General features: G+C 33.9%; 20 protein-coding genes. 11 read left to right on the top strand and 9 right to left on the bottom strand.

The window, feature by feature from the left end; translation table 11 throughout:
- Positions 1 to 15 precede the first annotated feature (15 nt).
- Positions 16 to 156: a hypothetical protein gene (locus WH188_RS05455; RefSeq protein ID WP_339423465.1), complete on the bottom strand. Its 141-nt coding sequence runs from the start codon at positions 154 to 156 to the stop codon at positions 16 to 18.
- 847 nt (positions 157 to 1,003) lie between these two features.
- Here WH188_RS05455 and WH188_RS05450 point away from each other — a divergent pair.
- Positions 1,004 to 1,393 (top strand): hypothetical protein, encoded by a 390-nt coding sequence (locus tag WH188_RS05450; RefSeq protein WP_168126075.1) that lies wholly within the window; start codon positions 1,004 to 1,006, stop codon positions 1,391 to 1,393.
- A gap of 418 nt (positions 1,394 to 1,811) precedes the next feature.
- Here WH188_RS05450 and WH188_RS05445 read toward each other — a convergent pair whose 3' ends face one another.
- Together WH188_RS05445 and WH188_RS05440 are read right to left on the bottom strand one after the other, a co-directional pair.
- A complete protein-coding gene (locus WH188_RS05445; RefSeq protein ID WP_168126074.1) occupies positions 1,812 to 2,021 on the bottom strand; it encodes a PepSY-like domain-containing protein in 210 nt (69 codons plus the stop codon).
- 458 nt (positions 2,022 to 2,479) lie between these two features.
- Positions 2,480 to 3,334, bottom strand: coding sequence for a helix-turn-helix domain-containing protein (locus WH188_RS05440; RefSeq protein WP_168126073.1), 855 nt, complete (start codon positions 3,332 to 3,334; stop codon positions 2,480 to 2,482).
- An 83-nt stretch (positions 3,335 to 3,417) separates the two neighbouring features.
- Here WH188_RS05440 and WH188_RS05435 point away from each other — a divergent pair, with 83 nt between their 5' ends.
- The 6 genes from WH188_RS05435 to WH188_RS05410 all read left to right on the top strand — a co-directional run bounded on the left by WH188_RS05435 (position 3,418) and on the right by WH188_RS05410 (position 8,989).
- Positions 3,418 to 4,785 carry an MFS transporter gene (locus WH188_RS05435; RefSeq protein WP_168126072.1) on the top strand — a complete coding sequence of 456 codons (1,368 nt, stop codon included), beginning with the start codon at positions 3,418 to 3,420 and terminating at the stop codon, positions 4,783 to 4,785.
- Positions 4,786 to 4,801: 16 nt separating this feature from the next.
- Complete coding sequence (locus tag WH188_RS05430) at positions 4,802 to 5,203, top strand: hypothetical protein (RefSeq protein WP_168126071.1); 402 nt, start codon at positions 4,802 to 4,804, stop codon at positions 5,201 to 5,203.
- A 605-nt stretch (positions 5,204 to 5,808) separates the two neighbouring features.
- Positions 5,809 to 6,933, top strand: coding sequence for a serine hydrolase domain-containing protein (locus tag WH188_RS05425; protein ID WP_206368186.1), 1,125 nt, complete (start codon positions 5,809 to 5,811; stop codon positions 6,931 to 6,933).
- Positions 6,934 to 7,040: 107 nt separating this feature from the next.
- Complete coding sequence (locus WH188_RS05420; RefSeq protein WP_021187816.1) at positions 7,041 to 7,562, top strand: DUF4269 domain-containing protein; 522 nt, start codon at positions 7,041 to 7,043, stop codon at positions 7,560 to 7,562.
- Between the two features lie 351 nt (positions 7,563 to 7,913).
- Positions 7,914 to 8,585, top strand: a complete 672-nt coding sequence (locus tag WH188_RS05415; protein ID WP_168126069.1) for a hypothetical protein — start codon at positions 7,914 to 7,916, stop codon at positions 8,583 to 8,585.
- Between the two features lie 182 nt (positions 8,586 to 8,767).
- Positions 8,768 to 8,989: a hypothetical protein gene (locus tag WH188_RS05410; protein WP_168126068.1), complete on the top strand. Its 222-nt coding sequence runs from the start codon at positions 8,768 to 8,770 to the stop codon at positions 8,987 to 8,989.
- 196 nt (positions 8,990 to 9,185) lie between these two features.
- On the opposite strand, the gene WH188_RS05405 is transcribed toward WH188_RS05410, so the two are convergent.
- Positions 9,186 to 9,647, bottom strand: a complete 462-nt coding sequence (locus WH188_RS05405; RefSeq protein ID WP_168126067.1) for a hypothetical protein — start codon at positions 9,645 to 9,647, stop codon at positions 9,186 to 9,188.
- A gap of 569 nt (positions 9,648 to 10,216) precedes the next feature.
- Between WH188_RS05405 and WH188_RS05400 the strand changes: the two genes are divergently transcribed.
- On the top strand, positions 10,217 to 11,752 hold the full coding sequence (locus WH188_RS05400) for a glycosyltransferase family 39 protein (protein WP_168126066.1): 1,536 nt from the start codon (positions 10,217 to 10,219) through the stop codon (positions 11,750 to 11,752).
- Positions 11,753 to 12,600: 848 nt separating this feature from the next.
- Here the strand turns inward: WH188_RS05400 and WH188_RS05395 are convergent.
- From WH188_RS05395 to WH188_RS05385, 3 genes are all read right to left on the bottom strand, one after another.
- Entirely contained in the window at positions 12,601 to 13,692 is a 1,092-nt protein-coding gene (locus tag WH188_RS05395; protein ID WP_168126065.1) for an efflux RND transporter periplasmic adaptor subunit, read from the bottom strand.
- Positions 13,693 to 13,773: 81 nt separating this feature from the next.
- Positions 13,774 to 17,064: an efflux RND transporter permease subunit gene (locus WH188_RS05390; protein WP_168126064.1), complete on the bottom strand. Its 3,291-nt coding sequence runs from the start codon at positions 17,062 to 17,064 to the stop codon at positions 13,774 to 13,776.
- A gap of 10 nt (positions 17,065 to 17,074) precedes the next feature.
- Positions 17,075 to 18,463, bottom strand: coding sequence for a TolC family protein (locus WH188_RS05385; protein WP_168126063.1), 1,389 nt, complete (start codon positions 18,461 to 18,463; stop codon positions 17,075 to 17,077).
- A gap of 172 nt (positions 18,464 to 18,635) precedes the next feature.
- Between WH188_RS05385 and WH188_RS05380 the strand changes: the two genes are divergently transcribed.
- Both WH188_RS05380 and WH188_RS05375 read left to right on the top strand, forming a co-directional pair.
- Positions 18,636 to 19,646 (top strand): sensor histidine kinase, encoded by a 1,011-nt coding sequence (locus WH188_RS05380; RefSeq protein ID WP_168126062.1) that lies wholly within the window; start codon positions 18,636 to 18,638, stop codon positions 19,644 to 19,646.
- Positions 19,647 to 19,648: 2 nt separating this feature from the next.
- Positions 19,649 to 20,344, top strand: a complete 696-nt coding sequence (locus WH188_RS05375; RefSeq protein WP_132771409.1) for a LytR/AlgR family response regulator transcription factor — start codon at positions 19,649 to 19,651, stop codon at positions 20,342 to 20,344.
- Between the two features lie 346 nt (positions 20,345 to 20,690).
- On the opposite strand, the gene WH188_RS05370 is transcribed toward WH188_RS05375, so the two are convergent.
- Complete coding sequence (locus tag WH188_RS05370; protein WP_168126061.1) at positions 20,691 to 21,149, bottom strand: DoxX family membrane protein; 459 nt, start codon at positions 21,147 to 21,149, stop codon at positions 20,691 to 20,693.
- 567 nt (positions 21,150 to 21,716) lie between these two features.
- Between WH188_RS05370 and WH188_RS05365 the strand changes: the two genes are divergently transcribed.
- Positions 21,717 to 22,973, top strand: a complete 1,257-nt coding sequence (locus WH188_RS05365) for a hypothetical protein (RefSeq protein WP_168126060.1) — start codon at positions 21,717 to 21,719, stop codon at positions 22,971 to 22,973.
- A gap of 345 nt (positions 22,974 to 23,318) precedes the next feature.
- On the opposite strand, the gene WH188_RS05360 is transcribed toward WH188_RS05365, so the two are convergent.
- Positions 23,319 to 24,125: a helix-turn-helix domain-containing protein gene (locus tag WH188_RS05360; protein WP_168126059.1), complete on the bottom strand. Its 807-nt coding sequence runs from the start codon at positions 24,123 to 24,125 to the stop codon at positions 23,319 to 23,321.
- Between the last annotated feature and the right edge of the window lie 408 nt (positions 24,126 to 24,533).

Genomic DNA, 24,533 nt, shown 5'->3' with positions numbered 1-24,533 from the left:
ATAAGAATTAACAGTTTAAGATACTCTCCGTTTACCGTTATCATTGACTAAAGTCGCATGATCGGTCATGATAAAGTCATCAAACGGCATGATTACTATGGCTGCCATATAATCAGCTGATTGCTGAACAATCATGGTATTTATTTTACAGTTCAACTGCTCACCTTTTTATTTTTTCAAAAAGAAGATGACCTCTGAATGGCTATTAATTTTAACTTTCGATGTCTGTACTTTTTGGGTAAAGTCGGATGTAAACAATTACTATCCTTCTGTCATAACCGCAAAATAATAATCAATGGTTAGATATTACAATTTATCAACAAAGCAGTCATGATGTTTCATAATGTCTTTATGTTATAATTTGTTAATTTTTATTAAGCTTACGTAGGTATGCACTACTGGTACACCACTTTAAGGAAAATAGCTGATTGGGGTATATCATTCCAGTTCAATGGCATTTTTTTTTTTTGGGGGGGGTCGATGTTGAAGACGATATTCAGTATTCCTAAATTGGTATAGACTATCTAATGACTAATTGGAAATCTTATAGGCATAGTTAATGGTAAATGCATTGTTCTGCTCTTGTCCAAGGGTATAGAATAAAACCCTACAATTCAGAACGTTTGAAAATAATCATAGCCGATAATGCAAAATTACTTAAACAAAGCATAATAACCTAAAAGTTATACTATTACGTTAACGTAGAACGGATCTTGTCAAATTCGCCATTCTTAAGGTGCTATTTGACAAGGTCCGTTATTAATCGACTCCTGACCATAGCTGGACAATAATTCATTTCAAAAATTTTAGTAAAAGAAAAAATCTGCTCACTAAAAATAGCAGCAAATCAATTTGGGAAAAAGACATTTGTTTGGTATCTTAGGTATATGCTTTACTGTATGGAAAACCACAAGACCACTATAGTGTAATGCAAAAAATATAACGTACTAAAGTACGTTTCAATAAGTTGTCGAAATATTTTAAGCAGTTAATAAAAAGTAATATGGAAAAATTTTTAGGAGTAGACGGAAAATATCACTCAGAAGGATCTTTTCTTGGAACAGATGGTAAATATCATCCAGAAGGATCTTTTCTTGGTACAGATGGACAATATCACCCAGAAGGATCTTTCCTTGGTACAGATGAAAAATATCACCCAAAAGGATCTTTTCTCGGAACTGATGGACAATATCACGCAGAGGGATTCTTTCTTGGAAAGGATGGACAATATCACCCAGAAGGCTTTTTTCTTGGAACGGATGGACAATATCACCCAGAAGGTTCTTTCCTAGGAACTGATGGGAAATATTACCCAGAAGGAAGTTTCATTGGAGCAGATGGTAAATATCATCCAAAAGGTTCTTCCCTTGGAACAGATGGAGAATATCATTAATATAGCTCTTAATTCTTTGACACAGGTGGGTAATATGTCCACTTCATTTCATGCACTCAATAAGTCTTTATAGATAATTTGAAGAATTCAGAAATGATCGTTTCAGATTCATTGAATAATGAATCCTGACTTATTTAAAATATGTGAGTTGTAAGAAGGCAAATATTGAAAAACAATCTGAGATCAATCTTCGAGAAAAATTGGTAGCCTTATTAACAACTCTATTGGGAAAATAATGACGATTATACTCCGTTATAGTTCCTAAAAAACAATAATACGTGAAATTAGCATGTCGAATGATTACATTCGACATGCTAGTTGTTTTAACTTCTAAAACTTCTTTAAAGTCTTATCCTGTAAAATGAGAAACTGATAGAACTAATTCTGCATTAGGCAAATGCTAATGATATAGCGTTCCCTAATTAATTGCTTTTACAAATTGTCCTTTTAAATCGAAAATAAGATTCGCTCCCCCTCTAATATCTATTTTATAATTGTTATGCTCTTTTTCGATAAATTCAACCTGGCTTGCAGGATAATTCCGTATAATGTAAGACAAAATATTTTTTCTGATATCCTGTGAAGAAAATTTTCCTCCTAGTCCGTTTATTAAATTCCAATTAGCCATATACTTCAAGTTTTAAAATGTTAAATATTATGATGATTTTCTAATCATGTCATCTAATTTCCAATCTTCATCTTTTATAATAACCTAAAGCTAAATATCAATTTGGGAAAGAATTAGGAAAGCTCATAATTATGAATTATCATAATACTATTTCAAAAGCTTAAAAAAGTTCGCTTCCATTAAAAATTACAAAAAGCTGTCAGCGAGGTACAATAAATAAAAAGGCATTTTTATTAGAATGGTTTAGTATTTATTTAATATGATATAAATTGAAATTTATTTCTCATTTTACAGTAGTCAATAACTAATTCGAAAATTTTGACGCAAATATTTCAACGGAAATTTTCTTAAAACCTTACACCTATATTTTTGACCCTCATTACGATACATGGAGCATCTTACTAACTATTGGATAAGAGCAAATCGCGTGTTTTAGGAATTAAACTTAGTTAAAGAAATTAGTCTTTATACAAAACTCTATATTTTGAAGGAGATATTCCCTTAAACTTTTTAAAAATTTTTGATAAATGACTTTCATCATTAAAATCCAATTCAAATGCGATCTCTTTTAGTCGCATTGTACTATACTTTAAACGTATTTCAACAAGTTTAAGCTTATAATCTAGAATATAATCTTGCAAAGAAACGCCTGCCTGTTTTTTAAAATATTCACCAATATAAGTTTTAGCAATTCCAAACTCCTTTGATAAAGATTCTATAGATAATCCCTTGCGATTGGCAATATTTTTTTGGACATAGGTTATTAATTTCATCACATCCTGTTTCTTTTTATTCTCCTCACTCTGACCAAAGTCGTTCTGTTTCAAATTACGAGCAATCAGATTTAATATTATAGCCATACATTGTCTTATAATTAGGTAATCTTGTATTGGATTTAAATACTCTCTTTCAATAGTATACAGCAATTGCTCAGCAAGTACTCCATCTTCTTCAACGTAAAAAACACAACCTGACTTTGTATGAAAATTATGTATAATATAAGTCAATTTATACATATTATCGCAAGTTTCAATTCGGTCAGATTCCAAACGGATTTGAGTGATAAAGTATTGCGGACATTCTACTATCAGAAATTTACTTTCTTTTGCACTTTTAAATATATATTGAGTATCAAAAGGAATAAGAAATAACTTCCCTTTTTGAAATGGGATGTTCTGAAAATCAAAACAAACTGTTCCTTTTCCTTGCCTCACATAAACTAATGTTAACTCAGCCTTAGATTGAATTAGTAAAGATTCTTCTTTACTAATTATCTGTTTGACGGCTAACGGGGCTATCTTATTTACATTCATTATACAAACAATAGAAACCTTTTTAGACACAAATTATTTTGTACTCAAAGTGTTTTCTTTGCAAAGAAATAAAAAATAATAATATGAATGAACATAAAAATAGGTGGAAAATCTTACGATATTTAGTCGTTGGTGCTTTCTTATCACCATTGGATTACTTTATCGTGAATATGGCCTTGTCTGAAATAAAAACATTTTTCCAGGCAACAGAAAACCAATTACAGATGGTAATCGCTATTTATGGACTTACTTACGCCGCTCTAGTTGTTTGTAGTGGAAAAATTGGTGATATTTATGGGCGAAAAAAAACATTCACTTTTGGCCTCTGGATTTTTCTTTTTTCCTCAATTGCATGTGGATTGTCTCCTACGATCAATTTTTTAATCTTTTCCCGTTTTTTACAGGGTATAGGAGCTTCTTTACTAGCTCCGCAAGTATTAGCTTCTATAAAAATACTCTTTGATGAATCCGAACGATCTAAAGCTTTAGGGCTCTTTGGTTCTGCTTTTGGATTAGCGGCTATTATAGGCCAACTGCTAGGAGGTATCTTACTAGATCTACATTTATGGGGAATGACTTGGGAGATTATATTTTTTATCAATGTACCTGTAGCAGCAATTTGCTTATGTGGGATATATACAAATATGCCAAATGAACTGAAAAAAAAACAGTCTTTAGATGTTGGGGGAGTAATTCTAATTATTAGCACACTACTCTGCTTTATCACTCCTCTTATCTATGGCAGGAAATTTAATTGGAACTGGTGGATTTTCGCTATTATACTGCTAAGTTTTACTCTACTTGTGCTTTTTGTTAAACTTGAAAAATACAGAGAGAATCGAAATAAAACAGTGCTTTTATCGATCAACTTATTCCAAAATAAAGATTTTGTTTACAACCTTCCAATTATTTTATTTTACAATTTCACAGCAGGACTATTCATTTGTTATCCTTACTATTTACAGGAACATTTACATTGGGGTGTGCTAGCCTCAGGATTAGCTATTGCTCCCTATGGTATTGGTTTTTTTTTAGGTCCAAATTTATTTGCTAGAATAAACAAAAGTCCAGCATTCTGGATACAATTAGCTTTGGGATTATTGCTATTATCTTTTATAGCGCTGGGTGTAAATTTTTACTTTTTCGATAAACCGAATTTCATCAGTCATCTCCTCTTTTTATTTGCAGGATTAGGTCATGGATTGATTATGACCGTTATGATGAAAGAAAGTATTCGATCTATCACAATAGAACAAGCTGGACAAGCTTCGGGCATCATTAGTACTATTATGCAAGTGGGCAGTGTACTAGGTGGTGCTATTATAGGAACACTCTTTTTCGGTTTAACAGCAAACTTAGGTTTTTCTACTGCATTAGCGGCTGCATTAGTTGCTATTGGTGCCGTTCAAATATTTGGTATAAGCTTTTATCTTATAAATAGTAAAAAATAAACATTAATTATTTCATATGAAAACACAGAACAGTTTAGAATTGGGTAAAAAACAGGTACAAGATTTTTGTAATAATATTCAGGTATGGTTTAATGGTACAGCAAAAAATCAAAAACACTTATATGAGCAAATTATAAATACATTTGCACCTGCTTTTAAATTAGTTAACGGCGATGGTGATGTAATCGATTTTACTATGCTTTCACAGTGGTTAAAACAAGTGTATGGACAGTTTCCATCTCGAATAGTATCATTGCAAAAGCTAGAGGGTTATGCAACTTCACAACACATACTTGTGTCTTATATTGAAATACAATCTACAGGTGAGATTCAAACAATCCGACAAGCTTCAGCAATATTCATAATTAAAGACAATAAAGCTTTATGGTATCACTTAATAGAAAAGTGGATAGATTAATTTTTTAGTAAGAGCACGATAGAAAAGCCACATCTCGCGATGTGGCCATAAATAAACATATGATCAAATAGTAAATTCCTTGTATGACCTGATGGGTTGAGATACTTTCCAGTTGTGGCCATCGTTGACGAATGATATAAGATCGTTCTTAATAAAGCACTCATAATATCTATGCCTACAGTTTGTAATTAGCTTGCATTAGCCCTTCAACCACCAACTCGCCTCTAATGCTTACTGAAGATATTTCTGATTCGTTTGTAGGCTGTAAATTGTCCCTCATCTATGACGCCTAGCCTGACATATTAAAAACCTGGTTAATAAAGGAAATGGGTAGATTAAATTATGAGGACTTTTTGATCCCCAAAAATTAAGGTGATGTCTAATTCATAAAGTGAAAAGTATAATACTTATTTGCATCAAATAAATGATTTTTGGCAATAAATAATGAACTTCTAAATTAGCAAAGATTATATGTGTGCGATTTTGCGACAAATTTCAATGAATATCGTGATATATTACTAACTGGTAAAAGTGATTTAGATTATTAACTTTGACAAATATTGGATATTCAAATCAATTTAGAAAAATATAATCAATTATAAATAATGAGAAATATTGTACTTTTTATTTTCTTGCTATCATCTGTTTTTTGCTTGGCTCAACCCTCAGAAGGAGAAAAAATCAAGATTAATCTTTTAATTGATACCGTAGCAAACAAAATGCTTAAAATACCTTTAATTCATTCTACGTCAATCGCGATCGTTTATCAAGGAAAAGAATATATTGGTCACTATGGAGAATTAGAGAAAGGAAAAAATAACTGCCCTAATAATGAAACATTATATGAAATTGGTTCTCTAAGTAAAACTTTTGCAGGAACACTTGCCGCGAAGGCTGTATGTGAAAATAAATTGAATATTGAAGATGAAATCCAAAAATATTTACCGGAAGACTATCCAAATCTAAAATATAAAAGTCACCCCATTCTTGTAAAACACCTGCTTTCGCACACAAGCGGTTTTCCAAACATGATTCCACTAGAAGCAAATATAATACTTCAGGATTTCACCAACCATGATACTCCTGCTAAAATCAATGAACTTCATCGTAACTATGGGCAAAAAGATTTCCTTAGAGATCTCCATAAAGTCAAGATTGATACAGTTCCAGGTTACAAATATGCCTACTCTAGTGCAGGCAGCGAAATTATCGCTTTTATATTAGAAAAAGTATATAAAACTAAATATGAAAAATTATTAACAGATTACCTTGCTAAAAGTATCGCAATGCAGAAAACAAAAATCAGCCTTTCTGATCAAGAAGCTATAAAACTTGCAGTAGGTTACCACAGTGATAATAGCATGATCACCTCAGCAATGCCACAATTACCTTGGGGAGCATCCGGTAATATGAAATCGACAATACCTGATATGGTTAAGTATATGAAATTTCAATTAAAAAATAATAAGATCGTTGCCAAATCACATGAATCAATTTTCAAGGTTGATCCTGAGTTCAGCATTGGATATTTTTGGAATATTGCCACTGATGATAAAAAATTAGGTACATACTATGTGCATCACGGTGGCGTGCCTCGCTCCCAATGTTATATCTACATTATTCCAAAATACGATTTAAGTGCATTTATTATTACCAATCAAAGCGGTATGAACACAGCCAAGGTTATGGAAGATGCATTAAATGAAATATTTGAAAAAATAACACAGTAAGGTCGAGATGGATAAGGCTATCAAAGATACGGGAGTTTTTTATGAAAAATACTGCTAAACTAAATACAGTCCCTGCAAGCTTTTAACTTTAATAGCTTTATAATCAAATGAAAATTGACTTCAGAAATATAGATTACCTTAAACTTGGAAATACCAAACAAAGGAAAATACATAAAATAATAACCGAATATCATCTTTTCGAAATTCTCAACGAATACAAACCAATTTTAGTTGGAACAATTCCAATAAATATCGATATAGAAGAGAGTGATGTAGATATAATATTACAAGCTCATAATTTGAAGAAGTTAACGCAATTATTACTCAAGAGTTTTGCTCAATTTGCTCAATTTCGATTAAGTACCTTCAGCAATGGAGCCCTAACCTCTAATTTTATGCTAGAAGATACGCTAATAGAAATATATGCGACAGATATAGACACAGAAAAACAAAATGGATATTTACATATGATTAAAGAGTACGAAATCCTGCAGGCTAGAAATGACAGTTTTAAAATGGAAATAATAAAATTAAAAAAACAGGGAATAAAAACAGAACCGGCATTTTGCAAACTACTGAATATAGGTGGAAATCCATATGTTGAATTATTAAACTACACCGGTCAATAGTGCTGATCAACTTAGCATACCGTTATAAAAACTCACAAACAAAGATGAGTTTGGCAGAAAATTACGAGAAGCCTTAAAGCAGGTTAATAAACTTTTACAAAGCCATTCCTGAGCGAATGGCTTTATGAGTTATGTGCTATTCGATTGCCTTTTTGATGAATTGTAAATATACCACAGCGAATTGTAAATAGTTTATTCGATTTTGAACTTTTGATGTAGATTTATAATTAAAAATAACATAAATTATATGTGTATAAATGAAACTATAAAAATTTAAACAAACACTAAAGAATCAGCAACAGTCATTTTATCTATTGACTGTAATTATATAAGCGACGAACTAACAATAATATGAAAAAACTTTTATTACTTTTTACAATTGCTCATTTTTTGACTTCTTGTAATGGGCATGAAACAAAAAAAATAGATAATAAAATTGAAAAAATTGCAACTGAAAAAAAAGATACTATTAAAATCAACGAGATTAACTTAAATTCAAGTTTGGATAAAACACTGATTCCATTTGGCCTAAATAAGAATGATAATAATAATTCAGTATATAACTTAAATTTAGATTATGAAGAATTTTCATTTTCTCCTCAACAAAATTTTAAATTCAATGATCAGGATATCGGTAAAATAAAAAGTTTAATCATATACTATTTGAAAGAAGACAACACTGCTTTTACTTATGAAGTAGAATTAGAAAACAACAATAATTGTGAATTATTAATAGGTGAATTTAATAAGGTTTTCGGCAAGCACATGTTTTATCAAAAAAATGAAAATACAAAAGAACGTCCTATATTTTTAGATGAAAACGGAGAGCAAGAAACGCGACATATAATTGAAGAACTGATACAATGGAATGATAGTCAGCATAATGTAAGCTATTTTGTGACTTATAAAAAAAACCTCACTACAAATGAAAATAAATTAACCGTAATAGCGATATGTAACATTCATAAAAAATATGCGGAATGGATAGATTTTAGAAGCCTCAGTATGGTTTTTCCAAAATAATCAAAAGATGATTGCAAAGAGGGATTTTGCATCAGGCAGTTAGTATGCCCAATTAAAATAGAGATTTATTCAAACATAAATTGATTACATCGCCACAGAAATAAGTAATCTTCCTACAAATATCAATTAGATCTTATTTATTGATCGACTTATGAGTAGTTTAAGAGAAAATTTTAAAAATTATGAAATCAATTGAAAATTTAACAAAATTCGAGCTCGTTCAAGACGAAGAGCAAACGATACAAGGAGGATTCAATCCAATGGGTGGAATCTCGTTATCATTCTCACCTGCTCAAGGAGGAGAAAGTGGCGGTACAATCGGCGTATACTTAAATGGAAGCCATATTTCAAACACATACTTTTTTACCGAACACAATTGGGTATATACTAGTAGCTATATGTAGGCAATAATGAAATCAATTTTCCGAAATTAAAACTCGTTTTAATTTCGGAAAATTGATTTCATTGTATTTAACCACTTCAAAAATGCTCATTCAATGGAGTTTAGAACTATATCCATAAATGCCTTAAGATGAACAGTTGATATGAGCAACAAACATTGAAATCCAATTTATTGCATTTTTAAGGTTTTCGAAAGTACTAATCTGTGAACAAGATATTACTGATTATCTTGTTGTTTACTTTTTTATATTCAAACGTTCCTCCAGCACCGCTTTGTGATGTATACGATAGGCTATCGGCACTCCAAACAAAATCTTCTGATTTAAAAAGCAATGCAAACAATTTTTTTATTTCTGAAACTTCTGTAAACGGAATCGTTAACTGATAAGAGCTTACGCCAACTGGACATTCTTTTTGACTATAACTTATTCGATTTGTAAATTGCTGCAAAAAATCACATTTTTCTCCCAAAATTTTTTGAGGTCCAATAGTATCGTAATGACAAACAAGGTAGGCATATAATGAGGAATAAGATTTGTGAGATTGTAACCAGTCAATTTTAGTCATATCGGGTTTGACAAGTACAAATCTTTGATTTTTTGATTGTGCAAATGAAAACTTACATACCAAAAGTAAAGCAATCAAAATTGTTGTCTTCATTTAGTTAGGAATTATATGGCCAATCTTAAACTCATAATAAATTGTTTCTGTAGAAACTTGAATAGATAAATAGGGAATCTTCATCATCGATACTTTTAATTTAAAGGACGGCAACTCCAGGCTTTTAATCTTATTGAAAAGCCGTTGACACTTATAAAATTAATAAATTATTTACGTAAGACCAATTGACGAAAAGATTACTCAAGTTTGTTCACCCAATCTCCTCTTAATTAATTCCAACTCTTCAGCTATGACAGCTGTTCTAGAATGACAATATGGTTTAGAGAAAGGCTCGGGACTTTACCAAAAGATAGGTTGACAATTATATTTTCTTAGCATGGAATGCGAAAAAATGGTGTCTATTAGTGGATAGACACTAATGCATTAACAATTATATTTACAAATGCCTATTACTAAATAAAATCAATACCTTAAGGTATTGAGGGTAGTACCTATTCTTTTAAAGTAGTATCTTAGGGTGAAAAAATTACAATATCCGGCTTTATGATGAGTACGCTTACAAATTTAGTTTCTGAATAGAAAAACAATTTTATACCTTCGATTGACAGATGGAAAAGAAACAATATGAAAAAAATATTATCCTAATATGCTTTATTTTAGTCAAATTTCTTATTCAATATTCACTTATTAACCCAGAATATGAATTGCAAAGAGATGAATTTTTGCATATAGATCAGGCAAACCATTTGGCTCTTGGATATTTTTCTGTTCCACCAGTTACGTCCTGGATTTCGTATATAATTAAATTACTTGGAAATACTGTTTTTTGGATTAAATTCTTCCCTACACTTTTCGGGGCGTTGACAATTCTCTTGGTCTGGAAAACAATTGAAGAATTAAAAGGGAATCTTTTTGCGCTTATCTTAGGGGCAAGCTGTGTGACATTTTCAGTATTATTCAGATTAAATACCTTATTTCAACCAAACTCACTAGATGTCCTGTGTTGGACTTCACTGTTTTATTTCATTATAAAATATTTAAACAGTAATCAGACTAAATCGATATATCTCATTGCATTTACATTTGCGATTGGATTTTTAAATAAATACAATATCATTTTCCTTATTTTAGGAATTATTCCCTCTTTACTATTAACAGCTGAAAGAAAAATCTTTCGCAATAAAAACCTTTATTTTGGAATTGGATTAGCTTTCATTATAATTTCTCCAAATATAATTTGGCAATTCAATAATCATTTCCCTGTTGTCCATCATCTTCATGAACTTTCAGAGACACAGCTTGTAAATGTGGATCGTTGGAGTTTCATCCGCTCTCAGTTTCTATTTTTCCCAGGAACTTTAATTGTTGTTTTTTTTGGACTTTTTGCGTTGCTAAAGCAGCAGAAATTCAAAAAATATCGTCTATTCTTTTGGGCATTCTTCATAATAATCTCAATTTTTTTGTTTTTAAAAGCTAAAGATTATTATGCGATTGGAGTTTACCCAATTTATTTTGCTTTCGGTTCAGTATATATTTCAACTTTATTAGAAAATGAAATTGGTAAAATCTTAAAACCATTATTTATCCTTTTGGTGGTTGTATGTTTCATTCCGATTTACCGTGTTGCATTTCCTAATAAAAGTCCGGAGTACATTGTCAATCATCCCGATAAATACAGAAAATTTGGAATGTTAACTTGGGAAGATGGAAAAGAGCATCAATTACCACAAGATTTCGCAGACATGTTAGGTTGGAAAGAACTTGCCAAAAAAGTGGATAGTGTTTACATTACTATTCCAAACCAAAAAAATACGTTGATATTATGTGATAATTACGGGCAAGCCGGAGCTATCAATTATTATTCAAAGAAAGGAATCCGTGCTGTAACATTCAATGCAGATTATATCAACTGGTTTGATTTTGAAATAAAATACTATCATTTAATCCGTATCAAAAATGCTTGGGAGAAAGAAAATGAATGGACAGAAACTTCTCCATATTTTGAAAATGCTCGTATTGCAGATTCGATCACGAACAAATATGCTAGAGAATATGGAACAACAATTTTTTCTTTCATGAATGCCAAAATTGATATTAATGAAAGAATAAAAAAAGAGGTAGAGGACGTTAAAAACTTCCATTAAAAATCACCGTATTGCAAGAACTAAAATCACACCAAAGGGTGCCATACTTTTACGCAACTGCATATCGTTATATACAACACCATGCTGCCTTAACCCTCTTTACATAGCGCTGTCACAGACCTTAACTAGTTTTGTGACATAGTCAGCCACTTAAAGTTTGAAAACACATTACTAAAGCTGATAAATTGTGGTTGCGTATAGATCTGTTTTTAACTTGACCTTCATTGTGAATTCCTTGGTTTTATATGATATGGTGCTTTTTACGAATAATAATTTTGATCTGCAGTATTCTAATTGCCATGATTATGTCATGAAACTAATTGTCACAATTTAGTATTATATTTTAATTTATCTTCATTTCATGAAGCAACTACTAATCGTATTAACCTTATTAATTACACAATCTTGTCAAATAAGCAACCTCGGTAAAAAAGACCGCCATGCATTATATATAAATACAATTATTCCAGCGTATTCGTCACTAAAAATTTCAACTGAGGACGCGAAGTCTTTTTCGTTTGAGGTGATAATTAAATCTGATAGTACGATTCATTTAAGAACTCATGATACGGAAATTAGCATGGAAAAAGATAATAAATACGCTTTAAATGTTGACGACAGTGAAAGTGTGATATTCAAAAATTTATCAAATCGGAATAGTGTCATTAAGCTCAAGATTTTCAATCATTCTGCCAAAGTAATGCAAACCATAGATAAATTATAATATGGTTCGAAATTAGAATCAAATATCCTACAACAGACTTAAAATTTATGGAATTAAGATGAAATTATTGGTTTACTTGAAATAAAAAGAAAGGCCATAATGATAATCATTATGGCCTTTCTTTTTATTTGACGGGAGTGCCATCTGCGATCTCTTCATCTGCTTTACTGAGGAGTAACATTGTTGGATTAAGATTCCCAAATATTTCTACCTGCTCCTCAATACTGCGTCCTTTTTGTACGGGAACACGGCTTGTTTTATTGGCTATAACTGCTATTACAAAACTACCTTCACCTGAAGTGTAAATGGCTGCTTTGGGTACAACAAAAGTACTATCCTGAGAGGTTAACGGTAACTCCACCTCGGCAACCATACCGGGAAGAAGTTTGTTGTTGGTATTGTTAATGTCAATTTCAATCCTTTCTGATCTCAATTTGCTATCCAGTGCTCCTGACTTACGTGCAATCTTGCCTGTAAAATATTGTCCTGGCAAGGATTTTACGGTGAACTGCAACGGCTGTTCTGCAACCAGGAAGCCCGCATACTGTTCAGGTACAGATACAGCTAAACGCAGCTTGCTTTGTTGCTGGATTGTCATGATCGGCATTTCCGAACCTCTACCTGCCGGTCCTACATATGCACCTTGATTAACATTCCTTGTTGCAATAACACCATCAAATGGAGCGCGTATTTCAAGATAGTTCAGCAGATTCTGCACCTCAGCATACGCCGATTTTGCCGCCTGAAACTGGGCATAATCGGCATTCTTTTTCGCCTCTGCGACTTCCAGATCCAATCGAGCTACGGTACCTTCAACTTTACTGGTTTCAAACAATCTATCGTAAGTGCTTTTGGTTGCCGTATAAATGGCTTCTTGCGACTTTAACCTCGATTTTGCAGTTGACAACTGTGAACTTAATTCTGGAGCTTCAAGGACAGCTAACAACTGTCCCGCTTGTACCTTACTACCGATATCGACTTTTAAAGTCTGCACATAGCTACTCACTTTGGCATAAATTTCGACCTGCTGAAATCCGCTGATCTCGCCCGGTATCTGCATTTTACTTGTTAGTTTTTCCTTAGAAAGGACAAATGTTTCTATTGCTGGACTTTCTTTAGTTACTTTTTTGCCAGTTTCCTCAGCAGCAGACTGACATCCGGTTAAGTAGGCGAATAAGCCAATCGCGTATAATATTCTTAAGAAATTACTTTTCATCTGTTTAAATTATTGATATGTTTTTAAGCTCTTCAGTATAAATGAACTAATTCACCTCGATTTGAATGAATCATGATGATTTCATTTTAAAGGTTTTAATGCTGCTATATAATGTTTACTTTCTTCATCTTCCGGATCCAAAGAGATCGACTGCGTGCTACTTTTCTCTTGTATCCAAGCGAATATTAAAGGTAAAATAACAAGTACGGCGAAAGTTGAAAACAATAATCCCCCGATTACGGCACGTCCCAGCGGGGAAACTTGCTCCCCTCCTTCACCATGACCAATTGCCATTGGTAACATCCCGACAATCATAGCCAAACTGGTCATAATAATCGGACGTAGACGAAGTGAAGCCGCCTCTCGTGCCGCAGCCAATGCATTTTGATTGTGCTTACGTATATGTTCTGCGTTGGTGATCAAAAGTACTGCATTGGCGATGGACACCCCTACAGACATGATAATTCCCATATATGACTGCAGGTTAAGTGTTGAGCCCGTCAGTAAAAGCATCAATAGAGATCCAAGTACCACGGCTGGAACTGTTGTTAGGACGACCATTGAAACTTTAAAGGATTGAAAGTTTGCCGAAAGCATCAGAAATATGACTATAATCGCAATTGCTAGGCCTGCCTGTAAACTATCCATTGTTTCGCCCAATACTTTGCCCAATCCAATCTGCTCGACAGAAAGCCCACGTGGCAATTCGCCTAAAGCGACAATACTGCGCTGTACATCTTTAGAGGCTGTTTTTAGATCGGTATGATCAATATTGGCAGTCACAGAAATGTACGGCATAGCGCCTAAGTTATCGTTCTCACCATAGGTAAATGATGGCGTAATAGTTGCAATATCGCTCAGAATAGGTCGTGAAGAATTTTTTAGCAATGGAATTTCGCCAATCTCTTTTTCATCTTTCATTTTGTCTATTGGGACCTGAACTTGCACGTTATAAGATAATCCAGCCTTTTCATCAATCCAGGTATTCTTTTCCGTGTAACGAGAGGATGAAGTCGCGGCAATTAGTGAGCGCGATACCTCTGCAAGGTCAATACCAAGTTGAGCAGCGCGTACACGGTCAATTGTAATATCATAGGACGGATATTTAATGGATTGTGCCAGTTGAATATCTCTGAAGTATGCTATGGTTTTTAGTTCTTCTATTAGTTTTCCTGCGTATTTTTCATTATTCTTTTTGTTTTTACCTGCAATCCGTACTTCAACAGGTGTTGGCGAACCTTGGCTTAACACTTTGTCCGTGAGTTCGATCGGCTCAAAAGAAACCTGTACATCTGGAAGAGCAGTTTTGAGTCGATTCCGATACTCATCGCGGAAGCTATCCATATCGTGATGGTAATCTTGAAGAGCTATTTGGAAAACAGCTTCATGAGGTCCTGCCATAAACAAATAGATCGGTGATACAGAAAATTGTCCTGGATGTTGACCGATATAAACAGATGATATGCTAATATGTTCTTTACCTACCAGTTTTTCAAGTTCTGCTAATGCACGTTTCGCTTTTTCTTCCGTACGTTCAATACGGGTACCTTCGACGGCCCGTAGGCGCATTTGAAACTGGCTCGAATTCACCTTTGGAAACACATCCTGTCCAATGACGGAGAGTAAAATCACCACCAAGCTAATGGCTCCACCTAGATATACGATGGTGATGATTTTCTTTTGTTTAAACAGTTGATCAATCATGTTCATAAACCGATTTCTGAATCGTTCGAACAGACTGATTTTACCATCGTTATTAAAATCTTCGCGTTCGACTAGAATTCGCTTTTGATTTAGCGTATCTTGCTCAGATTCCACTGAAAGGCCTGTTTCCGCAAATTGCACTTCATCTGCACTCAATCCTTTAGGATTAATCTTATGTGCTCCTGCTTTATGATGATCTTTCATAAGCCAGTTAGCCATAATGGGTACAAAAGTCTGTGACAATAAGAAGGAGGTGATCATTGAAAATCCAATGGACAAAGCCAGTGGTAAGAATAAAGATCCTGGGATACCTGTCATTGTAAATGCCGGAGCGAATACAGCGAGAATACACAATAAAATCAAAAGCTTCGGAAGGGCTATTTCCTTACAGGCATCCCAGATCGCCAATGCTTTAGGTTTTCCCATGTCCAAATGTTGATGGATATTCTCTATCGTTACAGTACTTTCGTCAACCAGAATACCAATTGCCAGCGCCAATCCACTCAGTGACATGAGGTTGATGGTCTGTCCAAATAGTTTTAGGAAGAGTACTCCCGCTATAACAGAAATTGGAATTGTTAAGATAACGATCAAGGCAGCCCTTCGGTCACCTAAAAATAGTAAAACCATTAACCCGGTAAGAATAGCGCCGATTGCTCCTTCAGTGATTAGACTTTTAACAGAGTTGATAACATATACCGATTGGTCAAACTCATAGGATAATTTAACATCTTCGGGCAAGGTATTCTGAATTTTTGGAAGTGCAGCCTTCAAATTTTGTACAACTTCCCAAGTCGAAGCATCACCAGCCTTGGCAATACTGACATAGACCGATCGTTTTCCATTGACAAGCGCATAGCCTGCAGTAACATCGGCTCCATCCTTCACGCTAGCGATATCACCCAGATAAAGATTTTGGACACCGCCTTTAAAAAGGGGAATTTTCTCAAAATCTTTGACATTACGAATGGTATTATTAGTTGACGTAATGTAATTTTTATCCTTTATACGGACATTTCCCGCTGGTGCAGTCTGGTTATTAAGCTTTAACGCTTCTACGACCTGATCAGGGGTCATGTTGTGGCTACGCATCAATTCAGGATCAACATTGACCTCTATTGTCCGCGGACTACCCCCAAATGGTGGTGGGGAAATTAGACCCGGTATGGAGGTGAATGAAGCCCGTACATAAACATTGGCTAGATCCTGTAATTCATTATTCGAGCGCTTATCACTACTAAGTACCAATTGGCCTACAGGAAGTGAAGATGCATCAAACCGAATAATAAAAGGCGGTTGTGAACCCGGAGGAAATGAAGCCTGTATCCGGTTAGCGAGTGCGCTCAATTCCGCCGCTGCTTGTGCCATGTTGGTATCTTCGTAATAAGAGATCTTCATTAAAGTCAAACCTTGAATATTTTTGGTCTCAATCGACTTTACCCCATTGGCAAAAAGTAAAATATTAACGTAGTTTTTAGCAAAATAAGACTCCATCTGATCTGGAGAATAGCCTCCAAAAGGGTGCGCAATATAAATAACAGGAAGGTTCATTTTGGGTAAAATATCAACCTTAATCGTGCGTACTGCACCTATTCCAAACACAATAAGACCCATAACCAGCACAAGGATGGATATTGGCTTACGTAAGGCAAAACGTATTAAATTCATGCTTTGTTATTTATAGTTCTTTGTTAAAAATATCGAAATCTCCAGCGGAGGCGGCTTTCAGTAATAATGATTGCCAGAGGTTAATATGGACGATTTCGCGGTCTGTCTCGGCTCGATTCAGTGTATATAAAGTTTGGGTGATATCAACAAGCGTAGCCAGGCCATTTTTGTACATGATCATCTTTTGATTATAAGCTTGTAAAGCTGCTGATACCTGTTTAGGTGCTTCAGCGTCGCTTTGCTGTGCTAATCGCATCTTAACCTCAGCAGCATCCAGCTGTGCAAAAAATTGCGCTTCCGTGGTTTGATATTCCTCACGTAAAGCATCGTTGGTGTAGCGCTGCGCACTGATTTTTTTATTCACTCGTGCAATAGATGTAATATTCCAATTGATCCCTAACCCCAAAAGATAATTTTGCCTATTGGGACGAATACCATTCCAATAGTTGCTTGTGAAGGCTTGAAGATTTGTTGTATATTCACTTTTGAATCCAGAACCGCGTGCCTGGAATACACCAAAGGCAGACAGAGTTGGTAAGTATTCTTTGCTTGATAACTTTAGCTGTTGCTTACCAACTTCAATTCGACTTCTGTAATATTGAAGTATAGGATTATTGCCTACCAGAGATACATCTACTGCAAGCGGCTGAGCTGGTGTTCTTGTCACTAACCCCGTGTCAATTTGAAGGTCTGTTGCATTGATTCCCATCAATACCGTTAATTTATTATTTTGTTCTTTCACATTTTCTCCAGCTTGATTCAAGCTGATTTTTGCGCGAGAGACCTCAGCCGAAGCCAAGGTTGAATCGACACCGGGCAAAATCCCATTCTTGGCTTTAGTGGCCGCAATATTAAAAAAGACTAATGCGCGATCTAGATTTTTCTGTTGATTTTTTTGGAGACGCTGACTCGCCAGAAGATTTAAGTAAGCGGCTGCAATCCTGATCTTATGTTGAAATTGTTCTTGTTGGAGATCAATTTCTAGTCGTTTACTATCGGCCTTACTCAATTCTATTCGTTCCTTTTTTCGGCCAAAAGTGTAGATATCCCAATTGATGTTTGCTAGATACAGGGCTCCAAAGGCAGCATTCCAATTCTGTTCTGGAAGGGCTGCTCCTGAGGAAGCTACTCCCAGCCCCCCAAATCCGTATAATGGACCATTTTGTCCATTAATGGTTCCATAATCTTGTTGTGCTACGACTGTCAAATTAGGCCAGAAGTCGCGTTTTACTTGTTCGTTGGTCTGTAGTGAGGATTGGACATAATACGTCTTTGCCTTGATCATTCCATAATTTGCAAGACCTTGGTCTACAGCATCTCGGATGGTAAGCTTCTGTGCAAATGAGGTTGAGGTCGCAAGTGATACAGCCAATGACAACACTAAATTCAATTTCAGCATAGGTTATATATCATTTTATGGAAACGAAGATAAGCCCCAAGTACGATGCAGTATTAGTTTAAAATGATCTATAACGTTTAAAAGTGACCAATTTAATTCGTCATTTATTTTTCGGTGGTTATAAACTTAATACTTTTACTTTGTAACAGATTTTTAACAAAAACAAGGGATTATGAGAAAGATTCTGGAGAATAAGATCATACAGGAAATCGCATTATTGATTTTCTCGTTTATCCTCTTTACTTTGAATGATTGGATTTTGATCTTAAGCTGGAAAGGCTTTTTAATGGGGTTGGTCTATTTTCTGATCTTATACATACACGCACAGGTGAACCGTTTTTTTCTGCTGCCAATTCTGATTAAAAAAAATAAAGCCATACTTTATGCGTTGTCTTCGACCGCAATACTCCTGGTTTTTGCTTTTATTCTAAAGGAAATCACGGAAAATGTAATTTATAAGAATTGCTTTCTGTACAAAAACCTCGCTCAGAAAACTTTCCATTATCAAGTTGGGGTATTGCTGGGATCGCTGGTATGTATTTTAGGAAGTATCCAATTTATCGAATTTTATCGTTTCCAGCGATTAAAAACAAGAAGAGAATTACTTTCCAATCAAACGCAATTGTCTAATTTAAAAAAGCAGCTGAATCCTCACTTTTTGTTTAATACTTTAAATACAATCTATGGGATCAGTCTTAAATTTCCGGAACGTACCTCTGAACTGATTATCAAAGTATCACAATTACTACGTTATCAAATGGAAAGCAGCGACAGGGAATTTGTTTCAATGGACGATGAGATTGATTTTATATCAAGTTATATCGAATTGGAACGCGAACGTTTAGGTTATCGTACAAAAATTGATTTTGATTATCAACCAGAAGTGGGAATCAACAACCAAATTGCACCGATGCTGCTGATCACATTTATTGAGAATGCTTTTAAACATGGTACCTGTAGTATAGAAGATTGTTACGTAGCGATCTCAATAAAAATTGAAAAAGGGACCTTATATTTGCATGTACAAAATTCAGTCCCCATAAAAAAAAGGAATGTATTTTCAGCAAAAATAGGTTTAGAAAATACGGTAGCGCGCTTGAAGTTATTATACCCTAATCGCTATCAATTGAATACGAATGCAAATAAGGACGAGTTTGAGATCTCCTTGGTCATAAATCTTTAGCAATGGATAAAAATCGCTGCATTGTGGTTGACGACGAACCAGCTGCACATTATGTATTGGTCAATTATATTGAAAGAAGCGCTGATCTGGAGTTGGTAGCCCAATGCTACAATGCATTTGAAGCGCTGGAATATCTGAGAAATAATAGGGTTGATCTTATCTTTCTGGATATTGATATGCCAGAAATTACTGGGATGGAGTTTTTGAAAATGCTGGATAATCCTCCAAAAATAATACTGACAACAGCATATTCGGAATATGCTTTAGAAAGTTATGATTATGGGGTGGTCGACTATCTATTGAAACCTATATCATTTCCTCGCTTTTTTAAAGCTTTACAACGTTTTCTATCCTACAACAATAGTGTTATTCCATCAGAAGATGAACCTAAAACAATCAGTATCCGTATGGATGGTCGGCTTATTGATATTAAGCTTTCACAAATTGATTTTATACAAAGTTTTGGTAACTATGTAAAAATTGTCACTCCAGCACAGACGTACCTCACCGCCATCACCACGCAACAGATTTTAAAACAATTGCCTGCCTCTAAATTTGTCCGCATCCATAAATCGTATATTGCTTCTATCAATAAGGTCAGCAAATATGAGCATGGTCTAGTGCAGATCAATAATATGAACCTTCCCGTTGGAATCACTTTTAGAAGGGAACTACAAGAAAAATTAGAAAACACATAATTCCTTCCCTTATTACTAATACTTAATCGATTATTGCAATCTGTCTTTTTTAATATGAAATTAGCGGAAGTTCAAAAATGATTATTTTTACAATAATAGATGCTCAAAACACCATATATAACCAGAACCAATTCGTTATAAAAGCATGTAATAAAGTTAATTACTTTAATACATCCCGAAAAAATAGCACTTGACGGCGCTCTATACAAATCCTCTAAAATCCATTCATTTCACGACGACGAGACGTTCTGTGATTTTCACTCCAGTATTTATATTCGTAGTTCTTGCTATGATATGCTGAAGAAATAAATTAGCAATGCTAAATGCTGTTAAAATTAGGAGTTAATCAATCTAAACATGTCGTTTTAAAAGATTTATTAATCAAGTATCCATCTAAACTATATGAATATCTATTTAAAGTTCCCAAAAGGAAACATGCGGAGGCACTTATCCATACTGAATAATCAAAAGTAGGTTTAATTCCCACAGATATTGTCATGGATACAGCAAAAATTGTTAATAAAAGACCAGATGCAAAACTGATTATTTTTGTTTTGTATCCAATAAGCAGTAGCAAGGAAAAAACAATTTCTAAACCCGTGGCTATAATCGCTAAAACCTCTCCGATTGCAGGAGATACAAAGAAATTAAGTGTATTGGAGTAATCTACAAAATGTCCCCAATCTCCCCAGGAAACATTCTTACTTCCTGGATTTCCCCAAATGCCAAACCGGTCTGCTACAGCCGATAAAAAAGCAATCGCCACAGTGATGCGAACAAATAATTGAAAATACTTCTGATTCATTTTTTTAAGAATTTTATTGGTCAAAATTATATCTTACAGAAATGAAAGTAATTAAACCAGTTTAAGAAATGAGATTACTTTTTCTTTTTTTATATAATCAATAGTAGGATAAGAACATTTTTAATGTACTAACTATGAACAGAAAGACAACTTAAAATACATGAAATTGAATAAAATAAATAAATTCTCTTTTTCTAAAAAACATCCAACTTATGATTAAAAAAGAGATAAGATCCACATATCATTGGCCTAAATAAAAATATAAAAAAAACCACATCTTACGACTTGGCTCTCACTAAAAAATTGCGACTTATATTTCTGTATTACAAAACGTGTGACGCCCAAATGGATACAATGTATTTTTATTTGGATTGGCAGCTTAAAACGAGAATGGTGATTTTTTAAATTTGGCTAATTGAGATCTGAAATTTCCGATTGGATATTTTCATATAGAATTGACCTGGCAGTCAAAAACCCCCATTTTCAGCTAATTCTTCAAAAGAGAAAACTACTTATCTTTGATATAGAGAATCTTTTCAATTACAGTCAAATATAAAACAAACACGTATGCTCAATCTATTCAAAAAGAACAATTCTTATCCGAAAGAAACAGAACCGGGAAATATCCATATCCAAGATGATCATCTTTTTTATGAAGATCATACCAATGAAGAGCGTGTTAATTTATCTATATTAAAATATGCTTACGTCGAAATTTTGGGTGAGGATCCATACCTATTTTTGTTCGACTACAGACAACACTACATTCCCATTCTGCAAAATGGTTTTTCTAAAATCTATCCACAACTATCTGAACGTTTTGGCTTTGACAATGCATTATTCTTTAAAATCATAAATAGCAAAAAGGAACAGAAACACCGCATTTGGATTGATAAAAAGGAAACAAATTATCAAATACTTACAGAACGACACAGCGACTATATTGATGGCCTTGAAGTACAAACAACTCCCCCTCTATTTGTTTCTTGGGATACATCATACGAAGAATTCTTAAAACTGAATATTGGTCATTTGTACGAATCAGAGTTTGAAACGAGCTACTTTAAAATCGATTATCCTGTTCGAATAGGTTCTTTAGTTATAAATAATCTGGAGTTTTATTACGATGAAAACGATCGTCAAAATATTGCTGTTCAATCTTATTTTACAACATTATATGCTGACTCGAATAGCGATAAAAGTTATTACGAATTGCGTAAACTTTGGATGGAAGAAATTCCTACTGACATCGAAAATGCGGGATACGAACGGGACGATCAAAAATACCTAACATTTAATTTAGATGGCATAGGTTTGTCGATCTGTTATACTTATGATGTAGATAGTCAATATGATGACGGCGGAACATCATTATCGATTAATAATTATAGGGATTATTCGGAAGTAATTGCACGTGACACAATTGAATTAAACCCAGAAACAACAAAAATTCTATCGTTTGAAACCTGGTTAGATTTTCAGCCCGATTATAAAAATAATGCTCATGTTATCGCCGTACCACAATTATTGAATGAAAATGTCCAATATCACAATGCCGTGTGGCTAGCAAATGATCACACATTTGGTTTTACGGGAGATCAATATGCTATTCAGTTTAATCGTACTGATATAAGTCAAATTATTGTACAAAATGTGTTACCTGCAAAAGGTGGTGGTTATGTCGAATTTTTTGTTCGATTAAAATCTGATGATTTAGTGGCAATTTATTACGGCGAACAAAATGCATTGGATGCCTATGTGCAACCTTTACAAGAGCTTTTGGGCATTGAAGTGCTAACACCTGAGCCTTATTACAATTGCTAATCGAGATTGAAATTTTACAGTTGAAGAAATTCCTTGAAATATGATTGCAAAATCACACAACAAATTGCTTTTCAAAAAAGTTCAGACAGCAAACAGTTTTACCCAACATGAAGGTACTTGAAAAGGACATAATAGCAATTTTCGCTAGACCTCGCTCCTCTTTATGTAACTGTCCTTCAGATCATTTTGACTAAGTATGTGTTAGAACCAAATATTTCAATTTCTAAAATTTAATCAAAACGCAGACTTTATTAATAATAAGCTGGCTTTAATCGACAGGTTATAATAAGAGATTTCTCACATCATAAAATAAACTGTGCGAGCATCAGCTTTTATTTGAGCAGACTATAGCGACCGACTGATATCCACGACATTGAATATCTGATCGACATCATCGAGAATAATCGTAAAATCTGGATATCTATCCTTATCGGTATTTAGAGAATGTAAGGTAAGTATTCCTTTCTCAACAACATGATCGATAATTTCTTTGATAATGACACCTTCGTAGCGGTGGAGAATAACCCAATAGCGATATTTATGGGTATGAAATTTAGATTGCCACAATTCTCTTTTTATCAAACGTCCAGTAACGATATCGCCATCCAAAACACTTGCATCCGTTCCATCTGTCATACTGTCGCCACTGACTTCAAAAGAACGATATATACCACGGTGGAACTCATTGACCGTAATAAAATGTGCAGGTAAATCATCCATATATTCAGAATCAGAAAAACCTGATAAATAACCCGCTTTTGCCTTCTCCGTCACTAATTTGGTTTGCATCAAATAGCGACCAGGGGAAACTTCAAAAAAGATATTATTTTTATTTTCATCCATGAATTTCACTTCATCCGAAAAATAACCGATGGATTTACCGTTGCCCACATGCATCATAGAAACAGAACCTGACTGAACAGCAAATTCACGCTTCTCACGTTCTCCACTATTATGCACCAACCAATCATAATTGACCTTCGGAAAGGCATTTTCTATGCGCGTCTTCATCGTAAGACCAATTGGATATTCGCCTTTTTTAATACGTGAATAGACTTGCTCTCTTACACCTAAAATAGCTGCAAATTCACGATTGGTCACCTTCATTTCCAAGCGTAATACCTCAAAATTATTACTTAGGTATAATTCCATGATTTTCATAGTATTTAACAATTGTTACACAATAACATAACAACCTGAGACTAAGTTACACAATCTAGTTAACCTTAACAAATAATTTGCAATAAAAAACACGTAAAATACTCTATTTCAATAATTTAATTGTAAACAAAAAAGTTTATAATTTTCAATATTAGTGTTATAACAGCCTAATATTAATTGCAAAAATCTTGCAAGTTTAACTTTAATGTTTAACTTTGTTTAACATTTGAAATTCCATTTAAATATTATAGCAATATATAAGTCAAAAATAAGATTATGAAAATAAAATCAGCACCACTAGCATTAGCCACACGACCTAATAATCTGCTCATCCGGCATCATGGATCACAATTCCAGTCCAGATCATCATCAAGTGTCCGATTATGACAGCTTTGTATT

It is taken from the genome of Sphingobacterium sp. MYb388, assembly GCF_037479535.1.
GTDB classification, from domain to species: Bacteria; Bacteroidota; Bacteroidia; order Sphingobacteriales; family Sphingobacteriaceae; genus Sphingobacterium; species Sphingobacterium anhuiense.
Note: the sequence above shows the minus strand (reverse complement) of the source record. Positions and strands in the feature narration are given on the sequence as shown.